General features: G+C 40.1%; 16 protein-coding genes and 1 riboswitch. Of the genes, 8 read left to right on the forward strand and 8 right to left on the reverse strand.

Annotation, left to right across the window (positions count from 1 at the left end):
* Positions 1 to 134 precede the first annotated feature (134 nt).
* Positions 135 to 1,463, forward strand: coding sequence for an amino acid permease (locus tag ACI3ES_RS00930; RefSeq protein WP_317211732.1), 1,329 nt, complete (start codon positions 135 to 137; stop codon positions 1,461 to 1,463).
* Between the two features lie 60 nt (positions 1,464 to 1,523).
* Here ACI3ES_RS00930 and ACI3ES_RS00935 read toward each other — a convergent pair whose 3' ends face one another.
* Genes ACI3ES_RS00935 through ACI3ES_RS00945 form a run of 3 tightly spaced genes read right to left on the reverse strand, consistent with a single transcriptional unit; the run spans position 1,524 to position 3,964 of the window.
* Positions 1,524 to 2,723: an LCP family protein gene (locus tag ACI3ES_RS00935; RefSeq protein ID WP_114667381.1), complete on the reverse strand. Its 1,200-nt coding sequence runs from the start codon at positions 2,721 to 2,723 to the stop codon at positions 1,524 to 1,526.
* A 12-nt stretch (positions 2,724 to 2,735) separates the two neighbouring features.
* Positions 2,736 to 3,098: a DUF1634 domain-containing protein gene (locus ACI3ES_RS00940; protein ID WP_114667380.1), complete on the reverse strand. Its 363-nt coding sequence runs from the start codon at positions 3,096 to 3,098 to the stop codon at positions 2,736 to 2,738.
* A gap of 11 nt (positions 3,099 to 3,109) precedes the next feature.
* Complete coding sequence (locus tag ACI3ES_RS00945) at positions 3,110 to 3,964, reverse strand: sulfite exporter TauE/SafE family protein (RefSeq protein ID WP_114667379.1); 855 nt, start codon at positions 3,962 to 3,964, stop codon at positions 3,110 to 3,112.
* Between the two features lie 150 nt (positions 3,965 to 4,114).
* Here ACI3ES_RS00945 and ACI3ES_RS00950 point away from each other — a divergent pair, with 150 nt between their 5' ends.
* The 7 genes from ACI3ES_RS00950 (at position 4,115) to ACI3ES_RS00980 (ending at position 13,119) form a co-directional block, all read left to right on the forward strand.
* On the forward strand, positions 4,115 to 4,771 hold the full coding sequence (locus tag ACI3ES_RS00950) for a phospholipid phosphatase (protein ID WP_114667378.1): 657 nt from the start codon (positions 4,115 to 4,117) through the stop codon (positions 4,769 to 4,771).
* Positions 4,772 to 4,790: 19 nt separating this feature from the next.
* Positions 4,791 to 4,958, forward strand: a riboswitch (Lysine riboswitch).
* 77 nt (positions 4,959 to 5,035) lie between these two features.
* Entirely contained in the window at positions 5,036 to 6,478 is a 1,443-nt protein-coding gene (locus tag ACI3ES_RS00955) for an amino acid permease (RefSeq protein ID WP_114667377.1), read from the forward strand.
* 477 nt (positions 6,479 to 6,955) lie between these two features.
* The gene (locus ACI3ES_RS00960; RefSeq protein WP_242029715.1) at positions 6,956 to 7,570 is read left to right on the forward strand and encodes a hypothetical protein; all 615 of its coding nucleotides are present in this window, start codon (positions 6,956 to 6,958) and stop codon (positions 7,568 to 7,570) included.
* Between the two features lie 119 nt (positions 7,571 to 7,689).
* Entirely contained in the window at positions 7,690 to 9,378 is a 1,689-nt protein-coding gene (locus ACI3ES_RS00965; RefSeq protein WP_114667376.1) for a glycoside hydrolase family 43 protein, read from the forward strand.
* Positions 9,379 to 9,462: 84 nt separating this feature from the next.
* Positions 9,463 to 10,839 (forward strand): sugar porter family MFS transporter, encoded by a 1,377-nt coding sequence (locus tag ACI3ES_RS00970; protein WP_114667375.1) that lies wholly within the window; start codon positions 9,463 to 9,465, stop codon positions 10,837 to 10,839.
* A 60-nt stretch (positions 10,840 to 10,899) separates the two neighbouring features.
* A complete protein-coding gene (locus ACI3ES_RS00975; protein WP_114667374.1) occupies positions 10,900 to 11,913 on the forward strand; it encodes an aldose epimerase family protein in 1,014 nt (337 codons plus the stop codon).
* 36 nt (positions 11,914 to 11,949) lie between these two features.
* Positions 11,950 to 13,119 (forward strand): ROK family protein, encoded by a 1,170-nt coding sequence (locus tag ACI3ES_RS00980; RefSeq protein WP_114667373.1) that lies wholly within the window; start codon positions 11,950 to 11,952, stop codon positions 13,117 to 13,119.
* Between the two features lie 110 nt (positions 13,120 to 13,229).
* Here the strand turns inward: ACI3ES_RS00980 and ACI3ES_RS00985 are convergent, their stop codons facing one another.
* The 5 genes from ACI3ES_RS00985 to ACI3ES_RS01005 form a co-directional block, all read right to left on the reverse strand.
* Complete coding sequence (locus ACI3ES_RS00985) at positions 13,230 to 14,195, reverse strand: beta-galactosidase small subunit (protein WP_142511726.1); 966 nt, start codon at positions 14,193 to 14,195, stop codon at positions 13,230 to 13,232.
* Positions 14,173 to 16,068, reverse strand: a complete 1,896-nt coding sequence (locus ACI3ES_RS00990) for a glycoside hydrolase family 2 TIM barrel-domain containing protein (RefSeq protein WP_407631999.1) — start codon at positions 16,066 to 16,068, stop codon at positions 14,173 to 14,175. The genes ACI3ES_RS00985 and ACI3ES_RS00990 overlap by 23 nt, the downstream gene beginning before the upstream one ends.
* Positions 16,069 to 16,236: 168 nt before the next feature.
* Complete coding sequence (locus tag ACI3ES_RS00995; RefSeq protein ID WP_004914992.1) at positions 16,237 to 16,680, reverse strand: universal stress protein; 444 nt, start codon at positions 16,678 to 16,680, stop codon at positions 16,237 to 16,239.
* 392 nt (positions 16,681 to 17,072) lie between these two features.
* The gene (locus ACI3ES_RS01000) at positions 17,073 to 18,356 is read right to left on the reverse strand and encodes a replication-associated recombination protein A (RefSeq protein ID WP_114667688.1); all 1,284 of its coding nucleotides are present in this window, start codon (positions 18,354 to 18,356) and stop codon (positions 17,073 to 17,075) included.
* Positions 18,357 to 18,363: 7 nt separating this feature from the next.
* On the reverse strand, positions 18,364 to 18,738 hold the full coding sequence (locus ACI3ES_RS01005) for a YueI family protein (protein WP_010292632.1): 375 nt from the start codon (positions 18,736 to 18,738) through the stop codon (positions 18,364 to 18,366).
* Positions 18,739 to 18,804 lie beyond the last annotated feature (66 nt).

An 18,804-nucleotide genomic window follows, 5' to 3' on the forward strand; every position in this document is an offset into this window, starting at 1 on the left:
TCACAGCAATCTGAAAAGATTGCTTTTTTAGTGCTGATTATAGTAATAGTGGCATAAAAAAGACACAAATTGTTAAAATATGATAAATTAAAATAGTATATAATGGCAAGATAGAAACAAAATCAGGGGACGATATGGATAATAAAGCACAACTCAACCGCGGCTTCGGCCTGACTGCCTCACTGGCTTTAGTGGTTGGCACAATCATTGGTTCAGGGATTTTTTTTAAACAAGGTAGCGTATTAGCGTCGGCTGGTAGTACGACGTCCGCATTAATTGCATGGGCGGCTGGTGGTATTTTGACACTTGCCTCCGGTATGAGTGTTGCTGAAATTGGTTCCCAAATGGCTAAAACTGGCGGCTTATACATTTATATTGAAAAAATTTATGGCAAAGTTTGGGGCTATTTAGCAGGGTGGATGCAAGTCATATTTTATGGACCGGCTATGATGGGATCTATTTCTGCTTACTTTGGGATATTGTTTGTTGACTTGTTTCAATTACCCAAAATGTGGGCGATACCCTCAGCGATTATTGCGTTGGCGTTTGTTGGCATAATTAACTCAATTCCTAATCGTTTTAGTGCTGAATTTCAGATATTGACGACGACACTTAAGATGTTGCCGATTATTGCGTTGATCATTTTTGGTATGTTTTTTGGACAGCATGAAGCATTAGGGCAGACAGTCACAGCGGTGGCACACACTAACAGTGGGGGATTTGGGGTTGCTATTTTAGCAACACTATTTGCTTATGATGGCTGGGTAACTTTGGCAAATATTAGTGGTGAAATTAAAAATCCGCAAAAAGTTCTACCAAAGGCAATTGTATTTGGTTTGATTATTGTCATTATCTCTTACGTGGGTGTCAGTTATGGGACATATAGAAGTTTAGATGCAGCGAAAATCGTTGCGCTTGGTCAAAATACAACAATTCATATGGCAACCAGTGCCTTTGGTGTCGTTGGTGGTCGTTTGATGAGTGTGGCGGTTTTAATTTCATTACTAGGGACACTCAATGGTAAAATTGTCTCATTTCCACGTGTGTTATTTGCAATGGCGCGAGATGGCTTATTTCCCTTTGCAAGAACATTTTCTAAGATTAACATGCGGACCAAAACACCTAATGCTGCGATTTGGTTTATGATTGTTCTGGGCGACTTAATGTTATTGTTGACTAATCCTGATCGACTCACTGACATTGCCATGTTCACGACTTTCTTGTTCTATATTTTGGCATTTGTCGGCGTTTTCATTTTGCGACATAAAGATCCGACTGGCGTTAATAGAGCATTTTCAGCACCCTTATATCCGTTTATCCCAATACTAGCAATTGCAGGTTCACTTTACGTGGAAATTTCAGAAATTTTGCATGATTTTTCTGGTGTTGTAATATCAATTGCCGTGGTCGCGATGGGGTTGCCGGTTTATCTGATTCTATCAAAGCGACAACTTAAAAAGTAAGTGTTTTAATCAAAAAGAAACCCCCGAAATTAATTTTTCAGGGGTTTTAAAATGATAAAATTATTGATCAGAAGAACTCTCTGTCGACGTGTCAGATGAACTATCAGTGCTACTTGAGGACTCATCATCTGCAGGTCGGAGAGAAGCAGCCACGGCTTGTAGTGTGCTTGGTACTTCACCACCATAGGCCGGACCAGTTGTTGCTGCCTTTAACCCTAGTGCTTTACGAGCTAGGTTAGTTACACGTTGCTTTTCTTTCTGTGTCACGACTTCATAAGAAATCGCATTACCAGAAGCGTCTGGATAGCTTGTTCCCACGCCTTGAATATGTTCACTCACAATATTATTCTTGGCTTTAATATATTTACTTGCGATTGTTGTCATGTCACCAAATGTCAAATCAGTGAGGACATTTTTACTAAGCGTTGTCATAAATGAATTGTTCAAGAGGCTTGAAACATTGGCAGATTTTTTAATCAAACCTTCAAGAACGAGACGTTGACGCTTTTGACGGCCATAATCACCTTCAGGATCGTCATAGCGCATCCGAGAGAAGGCTAGTGCTGCATCACCGGTCATAACATGCTTTGTTTCAGACCATGTGACACCATTGTCATCAGAGTGTTCATAACCGGTACTACCTTTGTGGAAACGGTATAAGTTGGGACCATAATCATGAGCGGTGTCTTGGCTATAAGTAAAATCAAGTGGTGACTTTACGGAAATACCGCCAACTTGGGTGACCATTTTTTCCAAACCAGCCATATTTACTAACGCATAGAAATCAACTGGAATATTAAGATAAGCTTCAACAGTTTTGATGGCCGTTGATGTTGAACCATAGGCATAAGCGGCATTCATTTTTTGTGGGAAAGTATCTTCATAACCGGGGATGGCAACCATTGCGTCACGAGGAATTGAAATCATTGTCGTTTTTTCTGTTTTGGGATTGATGAGCAATAACATCATTGAATCGGTACGTCCTTTGTAAGTACGACCAAGTTCACCTGTATCAGTTCCAAACAATAGAATAGATAATGGTTTACCACTAGAAACAACGCTTGAGACATTGCGGGCCTTTTTAGTGCCTGTGCTCTTATAAACCTTGTCAATTGTTGATTTAGCGTTATTAATTGCGTACCACGCGAAGCCACCGGCCGTGATTGCTAATACAGCGATGATTGCTAAAATCGTATTTCGCAATTTGTGGGTTGGTTTCTTAAAACGATCTGTACGAGACTTTGTTTGATTTTCTGCCATGATGATCTCCGATTAGTGTTGGCCAATGAACATGGCAACGAGTAAAATAATGAAAACTGCGAGGGTAATGCCAGCATATCGCCAATCTTTAATTTTGGTGAAGGCATAAATGGAAGCGATAATTCGTAAAACAGGCGTTAGAATGAGTAAAAATAGTCCTAACATCATGATAGCACCAGCTTGAAAATGATAGGAACCATGTACAATCTGTGCTAGTTGACGCGGAAATTGGTTGTCGGGCAAACCTGTTTTGGCGCCATTAATGAGGTAGCAAGCAAAACCAAGAATCATCACAACAACAGCAATCATAACGCCAATTCTTAAAACAATGCCAATTTGACGTTCTAAATCTTTTTCTGCTTGATTAGTGGGCATAGGTGAGGGCCTCAATATAATGTAATATTAAATGCTTTGAGCAAGAGTTGTATACCAGCAATACCGACAACTGGGATAAATAGTTGTCGGAGTCGTTTGGCTGGTACATACGGCATGATGCGTGCACCAATTGTTGCACCTAAAACAATACCTAAAGCAATTGGTACAGCGATGTCGGCTCGAATAGTGCCATTAAAAAAATAAACGAGGGCGCTGGCTGCGGCCGTGACACCCATCATTAAATTAGAGGTCGCGCTGGCAGGCTTGAGTGGCATTTTCATGATACCGTCCATGGCAAACACTTTGAACATACCAGAACCAATGCCTAATAGGCCAGACGCGAGTCCAGCCCATAACATCACAACAGCACCACCGGGAACATTCTCCACACGATAATCAATGGTTTGATTTAGTGCTTTGTCATAGTAAGCGGCGTTGAGTTGCAACTTGTTAGCGAGTGGGTCATCGTGTGCGGCCAAATCAGCTTGGTTGTGTACGTGCAATTTTCGCCACATCCGGTAGGATTGATAAACTAGTAGCACGCCAAAAAGGAAATTTAACCAAATTGGGGCGAAAAGGCCTGCACATATTGCGCCGACCAGCGCACCAATTGTCGTAAAAATTTCGAGTAACATAGCGACACGCAAATTCAACATGTCGTCTTTTAAATATGCGATTGAAGCACCAGATGAAGTCGCAATCACAGCGACAATACTGGCACCGATTGCGTAGTGAATAGGAATATTAAAACCAATCACTAAGATTGGCGTGACAATCATGCCACCACCAAGGCCCAAAAGCGCCCCAAGGACTCCGGCAAGAACACCAACCAATAGCATAATGATAATGGACAAAGTTAAAGCCAAGATTAAATTCCTACCACTTCACTGTTTTTTCAATAATTATATTCTACACAATGCTACAATTATTGTGTACGATAAGCAAACGTGTTTGTAGAATTTTAATAAATTGGGAGAGCGTTTACTGCGTCATGGCGGGTGAACGGAAGTGTATTTGTGTTAATTCAACCTGATAAATTACGAAAATTGTTGATTATTATTTTTGGTTTAGTATTTGCTGTGTTTTGCCTTGCCGTCAGGTTTAACGCGGTTTTGTTGACATTTGGGGATGATGCAGCTACCTTAGTGGTTCAAAATATGTTGCCACATTCTCTGCAAGCTTTGATAACAATAGGGCATCTGTTTGCGCATTATTGGGTAGTACTGTCATTTATCGCTTTGATGGCTGGTGTTCTTTATCTGGCACAATACAAAATCGCGATGTGGTGGTTCATTATTTCACAAGCAATGGGGATGTTAGTGTGTTTGATTGTTGCCATCGTAGTTGGTATCTCTTGGGATAATGGGCTAAAGCTACGTGATATGATGCCCAATTTATTGTTGGTATGGTGGTCGCAAATCTTATTCTTGATGGTAGCATTGATTGTGCCACGTTTATTTCAATCACGGCGATTACAGATAATGATGAATTGGCTGATTGGTGTATTTTGGATTTTCATGATGATTTCATTGGTCCAAATCAATAACATGTTATTATCTAGCGGTCTTGGCGCGTTATTATTTGGCTATTTTTGGTGGCAATTAACCGCACAAACGTATCGCAAGCGAGCTCGTCAATGGCAACATGTCCTAAAAATTGACGGTCGGGTTTGATTGTGATATGCTTTTACTAATATATCAAAGAGGTTGCAATCAACATGAGTCGCATAATTGAGTCTGCCAAGACGTTGATGTTATGTTAAAGGGGCGATTGCCGAAAATGTCATCTGGCAATATGATGTTTGGGCTGGTAATTAACAGTTACTAGACTGTCGTAGTAATACGGTGCGCTTTGAAAAGTGATTAAGAAAATGACTTTTTAAACCTCTTTCTGTGTGAGCAGGAAGAGGTTTTTTGTTGGGAAAAGGAGAATTTTTTATGTCTGAGGATAGTGGGCAAGTTAAACGAAATCTAAAAACACGTCATGTGTCGATGATTGCGTTAGGTGGATCAATTGGTACGGGGTTGTTTGTTGCTTCGGGTGCCACAGTGGCGCAGGCTGGTCCAATGGGCGCTATTGTCGCTTATTTAGCGATTGGCGTGATGGTTTATTTTTTGATGACCAGTTTAGGAGAAATGGCGACTTATGCACCAACGTCTGGTTCATTTTCAGATTATGCAGGTAAATATGTTGATCCCGCATTAGGCTTTGCGATGGGCTGGAATTATTGGTTCAATTGGGCGATCACGCTGGCGGTTGATATTGTGGCTGTTGGATTAGTTGCCAAGTTTTGGTGGCCAAATACACCGGGTTGGATTTTTTCAGCCGTTGCTTTGGCATTCATCTTTTTGATTAATTTGTTCTCCGTCGGTGCTTTTGGTGAAGCTGAATTTTGGTTGTCAATGATTAAAGTGATTACAATTATCGTCTTTTTGGTGGTTGGCGTGGCAACAATCTTTGGCGTTATTCATTCTGACGTCAATGTCATGAAAAACTTATCAGTTGGCAATCATGGCTTCGTTGGCGGACCACAAGCCATTTTGTCAGTCTTTGTCGTGGCAGGATTTTCTTTCCAAGGGACTGAGCTAATTGGTATTACTGCTGGAGAAGCACAAGACCCTGATAAATCAGTGCCCAAGGCTATCAATCAAGTCTTTTGGCGAATTTTGTTGTTTTATATTTTAGCAATTTTTGTGATTTCGGCTTTGGTTTACTACCAAGATCCACGTTTGTTAATTTCATCAACTGAAAATATTGCTGTATCACCATTTACGATTGTCTTTAAAAATGCGGGTATCGCTTTTGCAGCCAGTTTGATGAATGCTGTTATTTTGACATCAATTGTATCATCAGCGAATTCTGGATCTTATGCATCATCACGTATGTTGTTTGCCATGGCGCGTAAGGGTGAAGCCCCTAAGATTTTTGGTAAAGTGTCCAAACGCGGTGTACCTGTGGCAGCATTGGTTTTGACGACGGCAATTGGTTTGTTAGCGTTTATTTCTAATACTAAAGGTGGTTCGGTCGCTTATACTTGGCTCGTTAATGCCTCTGGATTGACTGGCTTTATTGCTTGGGTTGGAATTGCGATTTCACATTATCGCTTCCGCCGCGCGTATGTTGCACAGGGTAAAAGTTTGTCGGATTTGAAGTATCGGGCAAAGTGGTTCCCATTTGGGCCACTATTTGCGTTGGTTATCTCAATTGGGGTGATTATTGGACAAGATCCGGAAAGTTTTACTAACTTGAATTGGGAAAAAATCGCAATAACATACTTGTCCGTACCATTATTTGCAATTTTATATATTTGGTACAAAATTTCCCACAAAACAAAAGTGATTAAGTTAGAAGAGGTTGACTTGTCACAACCTAAAAAGTAAATAGCACTTATCGCTGAATGCCAACGAGCATTCAGCTTTTTTATGCAACAAATTCATTTGAAATAGATACTTAATTATAAAAATATACTATTATATCAATATTTATCTGGTGTCTATAATGATTGTCGGGCGACCAAATAACAAATTATAAAATGTATCAATCTGGTCGGCAGCAGATTGACAATATTATCGCTTGCGATGGGTTTGGTGTTACTTAGACAACATTTGCTAGAGCAGGTTATGTTGGAAAGGTAACGGAGGATAATGATTCTGCTGAAAGTCTAACACCGTCAACTGTCATGATTGCCTGAGACTAAACTGAAGTGATTGGTTTATCACGTTTATTTCATATAAAGAGCAATTTATGTGAATAAAATATGAACTTTAGCCCCTGTTAACGAATATTTGTTATGATAAATATCAAAATAATGAATCATTATGATAGCAACTGTCATGATGAGAAAGTGGGGCAGATTAATGTTACATATACAGACGTGGTTGGGTGGACTAGCAATGTTAGCAGTATTTTATCGAAATGTGCCAGCACTTCGTGCGTTAAAACGTGGACAATTCCAACCAAATTTTGCGACTTTTATGATTTGGGCATTAATTTCGTTAATTGAGGCTGTGATTATTTTGGCTAATCGTGGCGGTTTTGGTGCAACATCAATGGTTTTGAGTGTCGTGTTTTTTTCCTACTTTGGCATTATTGGACTCAAATACGCCAAAGAACAACCAATTAATCGACGATTTATTATGGCTATGTTAGGGGCAGTTGTAGTGCCACTTTTGTTGACCTTGGTTCATGCGCTGACGCAGGGCGAGCTATTGTTTATATTGGCGATTGTTGAGGCATTAGCAATTATTCCAACGATTCAGAAAATTAAACGGGCACCGTATTCAGAGAGTTTATCTTGTTATGTTTGGAATGATATCTCGATGTTATTGAGCCTTTTAGCGGTTCATATCATTAGTTTTGAAACTGTTTTTGTGCCATTAATATGGGTATTTATTATGAGTGGGTGCATTATTTATATGTTAGTGTTGAGAAGCCGCGCACCAAAACGTCAAGAATGTGCCGTTTTTGATTAAAAATATATCATAGTTGGTTGCGTGAACAAACTAACCGTGGTAAGATATATTTTGTAAAAGAAATGATACCGCTTTCAGATGCAGAAAGACGGTTTGGTACTAAGAAAGGAAAGCATATTATGCAAATTCAAAACCCTGTATTACCAGGATTTAACTCAGATCCATCAATTATTCGTGTGGGAGATACTTACTATATTGCGACATCAACATTTGAATGGTTCCCGGGTGTACGTATCCACGCCTCACAAGATTTGGTGCATTGGAATTTAGTTAAAAATGTTCTTGATACAACGACATTATTGGATATGAAGGGCAACCCATCATCAGGTGGTATCTGGGCACCAGATTTGTCTTATGCTGACGGTAAGTTTTGGTTGATTTTCACGGATGTTAAGATTACTGATGGCTCGTTTAAGGACATGAAGAATTACTTGACGACTGCGGAATCAATTGAAGGACCATGGTCAGATCCAATTTTGGTGAATGGTGTTGGTTTTGATGCCTCATTGTTCCATGATGATGATGGTCGCAAGTATCTCGTGCAACAGACATGGGATCATCGTGAGTATCATCACCCATTTGATGGCATTACTTTGACTGAATTTGATACATCAACAATGAAGTTAAAGCCAGAAACAGCCCGCACAATTTGGGAAGGGACTGAGGTTAAGCTAGTTGAAGGGCCACATTTGTATAAAATTAAGGGTCAATATTACTTGTTTGCGGCAGAAGGTGGTACGATCTTTACTCACCAAGAAGTCGTAGCACGGTCACAGTCTTTGGATGCATTGTCATTTGAACGTGAGCCGGAAGGACCATTCTTGACCAACTTTGATACACCAAATGCCTACTTGCAAAAGCAAGGACATGGTGCCCTTGTCGATACACCGGGTGGTGAATGGTATTATGCCTCATTATCAGCTCGCCCTTGGAATCATCCAACGGAAAGTGCTACGGATCCACGTGGTTGGTCAACATTAGGTCGCGAGTCATCAATTCAAAAAGTTGAATGGGATGAAGCAGGTTGGCCACGAGTTGTTGGTGGTCATGGTGGTTCAACGTTTGTTGAGGCCCCTAAGGACGCTATTTTGACTGATGCACCAGCTGATCATTCACAACACGATGACTTTACTGATGAAAAGCTTGACATTAACTGGAACACACTACGTGTACCATTTACTGAAAAGATGGGTCACACTGGCGCGGGTAAATTAGTGTTGCGCGGACAAGGTTCATTGGCTAACACGTTTGACCTATCCTTGATTGCACGTCGTTGGCAAGCTTTCTACTTTGATGCCGAAACCAAAGTAAAGTTTGATCCATATTCATATCAAGCAATGGCTGGTTTGACTAATTACTACAACCACTCACATTGGTCATTTATCTTCATTACAAAAAATGATGACGGTCAAAATGTCATTGAAGTTGGTGAAAATAAAGGTGGTTTGCGTAACGGATCATACACGTCATACTTTAAAGACGATGCACCGGTGATTCCTGAAGGCACAGAATACGTATGGTTTAAGTCAGAAAATCGTAAGGAATCATATACTTATTACTATTCATTTGATGGTCAAAACTGGATTGCAACAGGTATTACATTAGATGCTGCCGTATTGTCAGATGATTATGTCGTACGCGAATATGGTGGTTTCTTCACGGGTGCTTATGTCGGCTTGGCAGCGGTTGATTACTCTGGCTATGACTCAACAGCAGAATTTGATTTCTTCGATTATAAGGAATTGGGCGATTACCAAGAAGCTGACGGTAGTTATTCTTGGAAAAAATCAGAGAGTCGATTTTATTAAAAATAACATATAAATAAGCAACAGTATCTCAAGTAATTGTTACTTCAATTGATTATACGTTTTTAAACAGAAAGTGTCTTATAAATGAAAGTGCATAAATTATCGGCAGGCTTTATTTACTTCTTTGGTGCTTTAGGTGGGTTATTATTTGGTTATGATACTGGTGTGATTTCTGGTGCCATATTGTTTATTTCTAAACAGTTGACTTTGACCAAATGGCAAGAAGGCTGGGTTGTTTCCGCAGTTCTCGTGGGCGCCATTCTTGGTGCCGCTGTGATTGGACCTTTATCAGATCGCTTTGGACGTCGAAAACTACTGTTACTATCGTCGATTATATTTTTTATCGGCGCAATGTGGTCTGGTTTCGCACCGGATTTCCTGCATTTGGTTGCCTCGCGTATTGTCCTAGGTTTGGCTGTGGGTGGTGCTTCATCACTTATTCCAACTTATTTGTCAGAAATGGCGCCAGCTGATAAACGAGGTGGCGTCGCATCATTATTCCAAATGATGATTATGACGGGAATCTTAATTGCGTATATTTCAAATTACTTATTACAAGGATTGACATTTGGTTGGCGTATCATGCTGGCTTTGGCTGCCCTCCCAGCCCTACTCCTGTTTATTGGTGGCTGGGTATTGCCTGAATCACCGCGATTTTTGGTTCGTGAAGGCAAAATGTTGGCAGCGCGTCAAGTGTTGGCGATGTTTAATAATGATGACAAACTTGTTGAAGCGGAGTTAGATGATATAGCGTTACAGGCTCAGACAAAATCAGCTGGTAGTTTAGCGGACTTGTTTGGCCCACTTAGTCGGCCAGTGCTTATTATGGCGATGGGATTGGCAATTTTTCAACAAACCATGGGATGTAACACGGTACTTTACTACGCACCAACGATTTTCACTGATATTGGATTTGGTGTCTCAGCAGCCTTGATGGCGCACATTGGCATTGGTATCTTTAATGTGATTGTGACTTGGGTTGCGGTCATGATTATGGACAAAATTGATCGTAAGAAAATGTTGATTTACGGTGCATGGGGGATGGGTATTTCGCTGATTTTGATGTCAGTTGGCATGCAACTTTCGGGTACAGGTAAGTTTGGTTCATATCTTGCTGCGATTGCATTAACAATTTACATTGCTTTCTTCTCTGCAACATGGGGTCCAGTAATGTGGGTTATGATTGGCGAAAGCTTCCCACTCAATATCCGTGGTTTAGGTAATTCATTTGGTGCTGTGGTCAACTGGACAGCGAACACGATTGTTTCACTGACCTTCCCACCATTGCTAAGTGCTTTTGGTACAGGTAATTTATTCTACCTCTATGCGGTGATGTGTTTCATTTCCATTTGGTTTGTGCACAAGTTTACTATTGAAACACGTGGTCGTTCATTGGAACAAATTGAAGCGAGCTTACGTCATCGTAAGAATCATTTAAATGATGAACCTGTTGCAAATTAGTAACAATAATCAGTCGTTAGACTGATTTTTTTAAATCAAAAATGAAAGAGAATTTAAAAAATGAAAACAACCATTCAACCATTTGGTGAGTTTGAAGAACAAAATGTGTCGGCTTATTCTTTAGAAAATAAGAATGGCACTCGGATTACGGTCCTTGATTTTGCTGGTATTTGGCATGAATATTCGGTAATTGACGAAGGAACACGCGTTAATATGTTATTGTCAGCACCGGACATGTCAGGTTACACCGATAATCCTTTTTATATCAATCGTTTAATTGGTCGCGTCGCTGGTCGTATTAAAGATGCAACATTTAAGCTTGGTGATCAATTGATTAAAACACCACAAAATGAAGGTAATAACTCGCTACATGGTGGTGGTAATGGTTGGTCCAATACCATGTTTACGGTAAAATTTGATCAAAATAGTATTGTCTTGACGGCGACCATAACGTCAGCGCAAGACGGCTTTCCGGGTGATTTAGAATCAGAAATACGTTACACACTTGAAGATGATGATACTGTGACTTTGACCATGAGCGGGACACAACGTGAAGCTGATGGTGTATTTAATCCGACGTCACATGCTTATTTTAATTTAAGCCAATCTGATGATGTCTCAAATCATGAATTGCAGCTTAACAGTAAAGTTCATTTGGCAGTTGATGCTGGTAAAGTGCCAACTGGGGAGACAGTCGCCAATCATAATTCGCCATTTGATTTGAGAATGGCGTCGGATTTGGGCGCTGCGTTAGCAACTTTGGATAAAACAGCCGCGGAACATGGCTTTGATGATGTATTTGTCGTTCAAGGACCAAAAATTGCTAGTTTGAAAGATAAGGTCAGTTCGCGTACAATAGATGTAATATCTCATCGAAATGGGTTAGTTGTTTTCACCGCCAATTCGATGACATCGGATATGATAAATAATCATGGCAACGGACATAAATGGGTGGCAGTTGCCTTGGAGCCCCACACATTACCAAACTCTGAAAATATTCCAGCCTTTGGTGACGTGCGTTTGAAAAAAGATGAAACCCGTGTGGCAGAAATTGTTTATCGTTATCACAAATAAGGGAGAGGTGCTGGTTGTTTTAATGCCAGCGATGCTATGAAGAAAACAGATCAAATCACCATGCGGGATCATAATCAGCGCTTAGTTTTACAAGCATTATTTAATGCCAAAGAAACGTCGCGTGCCCAACTTGCGGTTGACCTAGAATTGCATAAATCCACCATTAGCTCGATTTACCGTGATTTAGATGATATCGGTTTTATTGAAGATTTGGGTGAAGGGGATACAACCGAAACAGGTGGCCGCAAGGCTAAAATGATTCGCTTCAATCGCAATTACGGTTTTGTGGTTGCATTTGACATGGGACGCCATCATTTACGAATGGCACAGGTACGTTTGAGCGGTGAAGTAATCGCAACTGATGAATTTGACGTTGATGGCTTGACACTAAAGCAAGTTGTAGACTTAATGATGAAAAATTTGCATCGTATTAAACCGCAAAAATATGGCACGCAAGAGGGTGTCATGGGAATTGCGGTTGGTGTGCATGGCGTTGTTGATCATAATCAAGTAACGTACTCTCCTTTTTTCGATTATTCAGGTATTGATTTAGCTGATATGCTTGGACAAGTGATTAGTGTGCCAGTGTTACTAGAAAACGAAGCCAATTATGCTGCTGTTTATATTCGTGATTATCATGACTATCGTCAAATTGACCAATATGATAATTTAATTGCACTCAATATTCATTATGGTATTGGTGCTGGAATTATTATTGATGGTCAACTATATCGTGGCTTGTCCGGACGAGCTGGCGAAGTTGGTCGCAGTATTGTTTGGTCTCAGAATAAAGAAATTATTCGTATGGAAGATTTATATTCTGAAGATGCCATGCTGAAACGTTTGGCCGAAGCTTTAGGTAAAAAAGAAATCGTCCGTGCTGATTTTGTGGCTTGTGCTAGTCATAATGCACCAGAAACGACAGCGTTAATTGATGATTGGGTCCGTGGCATTGCACAAATGGCTTATGATATTATACAAACCTATGCCCCACAAGCGCTTTTTATTCACTCACGTTTTATCGCTGAAATGCCGGAATTATTAGGCCGCGTGATTGAAGTGTATCAAGATCTGAATCCAACTTGTCAATCAGAATTATTATTTGCAAATCACTCTGTCTATCAAGCAACTTTGCTTGGTGGGGCAGCAAGTGTGACGCGCCACGTGCTTGACTTGGAAGATGTTGATTTGAAGTTCAGCCATTGAGTATGAAATTGGAAATCAACTGTTCAACTCAAACAATTAATATTGAAAAAGCTTAAGATTTATCCCAATTATATGGCATAAGGCTTAAGCTTTTTTGATGTTAAGTTTTATCACTGAAAAGGAACAATTGTAAAATCGAAAGCATGATTAGTTTCGCCGGAAATATGATATTCTGGCTCGACGTCGGTACCCCAGCTGTCTATGCCACCTACACCGCGAACGGCGCCATAAATCGTGATGACGCTACGTCTAGGCAGGGGGAGTTCTTCAATATGTGTGGCGCTTTCAAGCTCAATTGCAGTATAAGGTAGTGCGGAAAAAGCAAATGGTTGTGTATGTTGATTAAAAGTGAGGCTATTAATTGACGTACTATGGTTGTGCGTTTGCTGTGACGCTGCGTTTTTGACTGTTAGAGAATGAGTTGCCATGTGCATGCCCATTTCTTGTGGTACAAGATAAGGTGTCAGCGGTAAGCCAACAATGTCAAACGTTCCTGTCAAGGCGCCCGCTTGTCGATCAGGGTAAGTTTCACCAGATAGACCAGTATATTGAAAACCGTCAGCGACTTCTGGCATGATAAAGCTTAATCCTAAAGCTGGTAATTCTGGTAGTCCAGTGGTCCCAGTGTAGTTTACTGTGATTGTGATGTTACCGTTTTGACTCACTAAATAAGTAACATCAACTGTTGCTTGTGGTGTTGTAGCTGTTAAAAAGCTGAAGGTAATGGCCACATTTTTAGCAAAAATCTCATTTGAAAAACGATTATTATCAGGTGCAATAGGGAGACCAATATTTTCATCGTCTACTTGAATGCTGACGTTTTTTAGCGTTGTAAACATGTCTGCGCCAAACCAAGCTGCTGATTGAGTTGAAAAATGACTACCACGATCATTATCAGTTGTTGCGCGCCAAAAAGTTAATTTTGGTACACGGTACAGCCATTCTGCTGCATTGACAACGAGTGACTCTAGTCCACCTTTTTCATAACTAAAAATATAATCAAAACTATTGCCATGTAGCCCCAGCGTGCCATCTCCATATACAACATGTAACTCATTCATTGTCATAGCGTCCATAATAATATCTGACCTCCTGCATGGCTGGCTTTTCTTGACGGTTGGCAAACACGATACCATCACCTGAAAATTCATAATCTGAATGGCGATCATTAAAATCACCACCATATCTTAACACTTGCTGACCAGTAACTTTATCGGTTACGTACAAAGCTTGATCAATATAATCCCAAATGAAGCCACCTAAATAACTATCAAATTCATCGAATAGCTGCATATAATCACCTAAACCACCAACTGAATTACCCATACTATGCATATATTCACAATTTAAATAAGGTTTTTGGGGGTGATTGGTGAGATAGTCTTTTATTGCTTTTGGGTGTGCATACATTCGGCTTTCAACGTCGGATATGCGATCCTCATCAATACGATTTTGAAAAACACCTTCATAATGGGTTAGACGTGAGTTATCAACTGATTTGAAGTAGGCGTCCATTGCTGCAATATTGTCACCTGTATAGGATTCATTGCCCAATGACCAAAACAAAATTGCAGGATGATTTTTAAATTGTTCAAAATTGGATTTGGCGCGATCTAAAACAACGTCTTGCCATTCAGGAATGGAACCAGGGACATTATAGGATGGTTCAACAGCGCCCATTTTTTGCCATGAACCATGAGATTCTAGGTTAGTTTCCGCCATCATATAAATGCCATTTTGATCGCATAAATTGTACCAAGGTATTTGGTTTGGGTAGTGAGCTGTACGAACGGCATTGATGTGGTTGTCTTTGAAAACACTAATATCTTTTTTCATGTCGCTCATTGTGATGTTGCGACCGCCTGTGGGACTCCATTCATGACGATTGACGCCATTTAAGTGCAACGGCACATTGTTAAGCGTGACACGATTATGACCATCTTTGTGTAAACGACGGAAACCAAATGAATATGGGACAACAGCAATAATGTTTTGATTAGCATCAAAAATTGTGATGAGTAATTGATATAAATTAGGGTGCTTATGCGACCATAATGCAACGTTTTCAATGACTGCACTTGAAGGCGTAACGTGACTATTAATAGCAACGGTTTCTTGCCAAACAATGTTTTGCGAGGGGTTTTGAACCACTATTTTGGCACTTGTACCAGTTAATTTGCCGTCAAAAGATAGTGACATTGACAAATTGCCTGTATGCAATTGTTTGTCTACGGTAGGCTTGAGAAACAAGTCAACCAAGTTCACTTGAGGCATTGCAAGTAAACGCACGCTACGAAAGATACCCGAAAAATGGAACATGTCCTGATCTTCAATAAAAGCAGCTGTACTGTATTTATATACTTCAACTGCTAATTTATTTTCACCCGCTTGCAAATAAGGTGTTAGATCAAATTCAGCTTGTGAAAAACTATCTTCAGAATAACCAATAAAATGACCATTGAGCCAAAGATACATCGCTTTTTCAACGCCATCAAATTGAATATGAACGTCATGTTGAGCAAAGTTGTCTGGTAACGTAAAGGTTTTGATGTATTGACCAACGGTATTGTCTGCCGCTTCACTGAAAAGACCTTTATAGGATTTATCGTGACTAAGAGAATATGGTGGGCGTCGATAGATTTTGCCTTCCCAAGGGTAGAGTGTGTTGATGTAGTGAATTTGACCAAATCCTTGTAACTCAATATGTCCCGGAACTGCAATGTGTTCGAATTGGTCAACGTCAAAATCCAGTTGTTCAAAGCCAATTAGTTGCTGAGATGGATTTTCTGAAAAATGAAATCGCCAGTCACCATCTAAACTTTTAGTAAAACTCGATTGCTTTTGTTTGATTTCATCTGTTGTTCGGTACATGGTATGATCACTATGAGTTGGCAATTTACCAACGCGGAAGACGCGTGGATCATCTAACCATTCCAATTTTTCTAACATAATGTCTCCTTTATTAGTATAATAATGAAACCGCTTACAATAGAATTTTACCATAAATTAGTAAATATTTTATAGAATTTATTTGATGATTACTAAATATTTTGTAGTCAAAATAAATGAAAAAGGCAAAAAAAAACAACCTCAACATGAGGTTGTTTTTTGAAGCGCTTAGCCGCGAACAACTAATACGTCTGTTTTGGCAGTGCGAGTTACAAATTCAGTTACTGAACCAATAACTAAGCGTTCTACGGCGTTCAAGCCAGTAGCACCAATAACGATTAGATCGGCATTAACTTCACTTGGGACATCCTTAGCAATCAATGCTTTAGGTGAACCATATTCAATTAAGTAGTCAACATTTTTGACACCAGCCTCGGTTGCTTGAGCTTTGTACTTTTCTAAGCTTTTGCGTGTTTCATCTGACACAGCTTCAACCATGGTGTCATCGAAACTAGCAACGTTTTGGAAAGCACGAGTATCAATTACGTTCAAAATTGACAAAACACCGGCATCGCCAGCGTCTAGTGTCAACTCAATGGCGCGAGACAAGGCAGCTTCAGATTCTTTTGAGCCATCCATAGGTACCAAAATCTTGTGATAGTTTGCTGTCATAATAACTTCCTCCATAAAACGTGTTCCCACGGTTTTTCTTTACACCTTTAGTATAGCGCTTTCATACTAAAATTAGTAGTAAATTGTCTATTATTTCACAGAATAGTCTAATTCCAATAAAAAAGCGTTCACAAATGTGAACGCACGGGTCATGCCCGGAATACTCAATTGATACCGTTAATCGTTGCGCAGATTTTCCTCGAAATTATCGAGGTGGATGGTGCATCAAGATTGTCAGATTACCGAATGAAAGGGCAGATCTTCTAAGTCAAGAATTCCCAACCGAAAATAAAGGTTGTAAGGAAAAAGCTGATGATGCAACAATGCGTATATCTAAGTAATTCAAAGTATATTATAACGCGAAAAGATTTAGAACAACAGTCTTGACATTTTCAGCTTAAACCTTTTTGTTGTTGTGATTTTAACGACTGATAAACATCACGGAATTGCTTTTCTGTTTTAGAATTACCTTTTGGTTGGAAGTAAGTTTTGTTTTTGAGTTTGTCTGGTAAATATTGTTGCGGCACCCAGTCATTATCAAAATCATGCGGATAAATGTAGCCCACACCATGACCAAGATCGTGCGCACCTTTGTAATGCGCATCTTTCAGGTGGTCTGGAATATCTGAAATTTTACCACTGCGGACATCACTGAGAGCGTTATCAATTGCAGTATAAGCAGCATTTGATTTTGGTGATAAAGCGAGTTCAATTATGGCGTTGGCCAATGGAATGCGCGCTTCTGGAAATCCAAGCGTTTGTGCGGCCTGAATGGCTGTTATAGCGCGTTGTGCTGCAGCTGGATTAGCTAAACCGATGTCCTCATACGCAATCACAGTTAATCGTCGCGCTAAGATTGGTAAATCACCGGATTCAATAATGCGCGCTGCATAATGCAACGCAGCATCAGCGTCTGATCCTCGAATTGATTTTTGTAGCGCAGAAATAACGTCATAGTGTGCATCGCCATCTTTGTCTGCTGACAATGCCTTACGTTGAACGGTTTCTTCAATAATAGGCAAGGTAATATGGATGATATTATTTTTATCTGGTTTTGTGGATAATACAGCGAGCTCCAAACCATTGAGCGCACTACGAAGGTCGCCGTTAGTGGCTCGTGATAGTTGCGTTAATGCATTATCATCAAGCGCAACATCATATTCACCAAGTCCTTTTTCTTTGTCATCTAGTGCACGCGCAACGGCACTTTTAATATCCTCAGCACTAAGACTATTCACCTGAAAAATCTGTGTACGGGAGCGGATGGCTGGTGTGACGTTAATATATGGATTTTCCGTGGTGGCACCGATTAGAATAATTGCTCCTGATTCAAGGTGTGGCAACAAAAAGTCTTGTTTAACTTTGTTCAAACGATGAATTTCGTCGAGCAATAATACGACTGTACCAGACATTTTGGCTTCTTCAGCAACAATTTGCAAATCTTTTTGACTATCAGTTGCTGCGTTAAGCATACGAAAAGCATATTTTGACGAACCGGCAATCGCACTAGCGATTGAAGTCTTACCTGTACCGGGTGGACCATATAAAATCATGGAACTCAAGCGATGCGCAGCGACCATGCGCCAAATAATCTTGCCTTCACCGACAAGATGTTGTTGACCAACAATTTCTTCAATTTTTGTGGGGCGCATACGGTACGCAAGGGGTTGTTGCATGAGGCACTTATCCTAAATAAATATTATCAACATTAACAGCGGTGTTGGCTGCTAGTAAAACAGCAATTGGATCATCTTGCTGATGGCTTTTGGTTGCATCAGATAGTAGTGTGAAAGGGTGCTTACTTTGTGTAGCTAGACCAACGTATTTAGCAAAATAGTCTCCTGCGAGATTTTGGTCGATCAGCACTTTCCCAATGCTGTGTGATTTTAACGAAGTGGCAAAAGCTGATTGTATTGCAGTACTGCCAAGTTGTGAGACTTTAACAGCAACAATAACACGTTCTCGAAACGTGCCAAGGTAGCGGCTTTGTTCGTCAGGATTAATTTTTGGTGTGCCGTTACCAAGTTGCTCTTGCTGTAAGCGTTCATTGATGTCCATATTTTTCTCCGATACGTTTGATAATTCCATTATACGTTATCTGAGAATGGTTTTTCATGTTTAGCT

The sequence above is a fragment of the Leuconostoc falkenbergense genome (assembly GCF_045801155.1).
Taxonomy (GTDB): Bacteria; Bacillota; Bacilli; order Lactobacillales; family Lactobacillaceae; genus Leuconostoc; species Leuconostoc falkenbergense.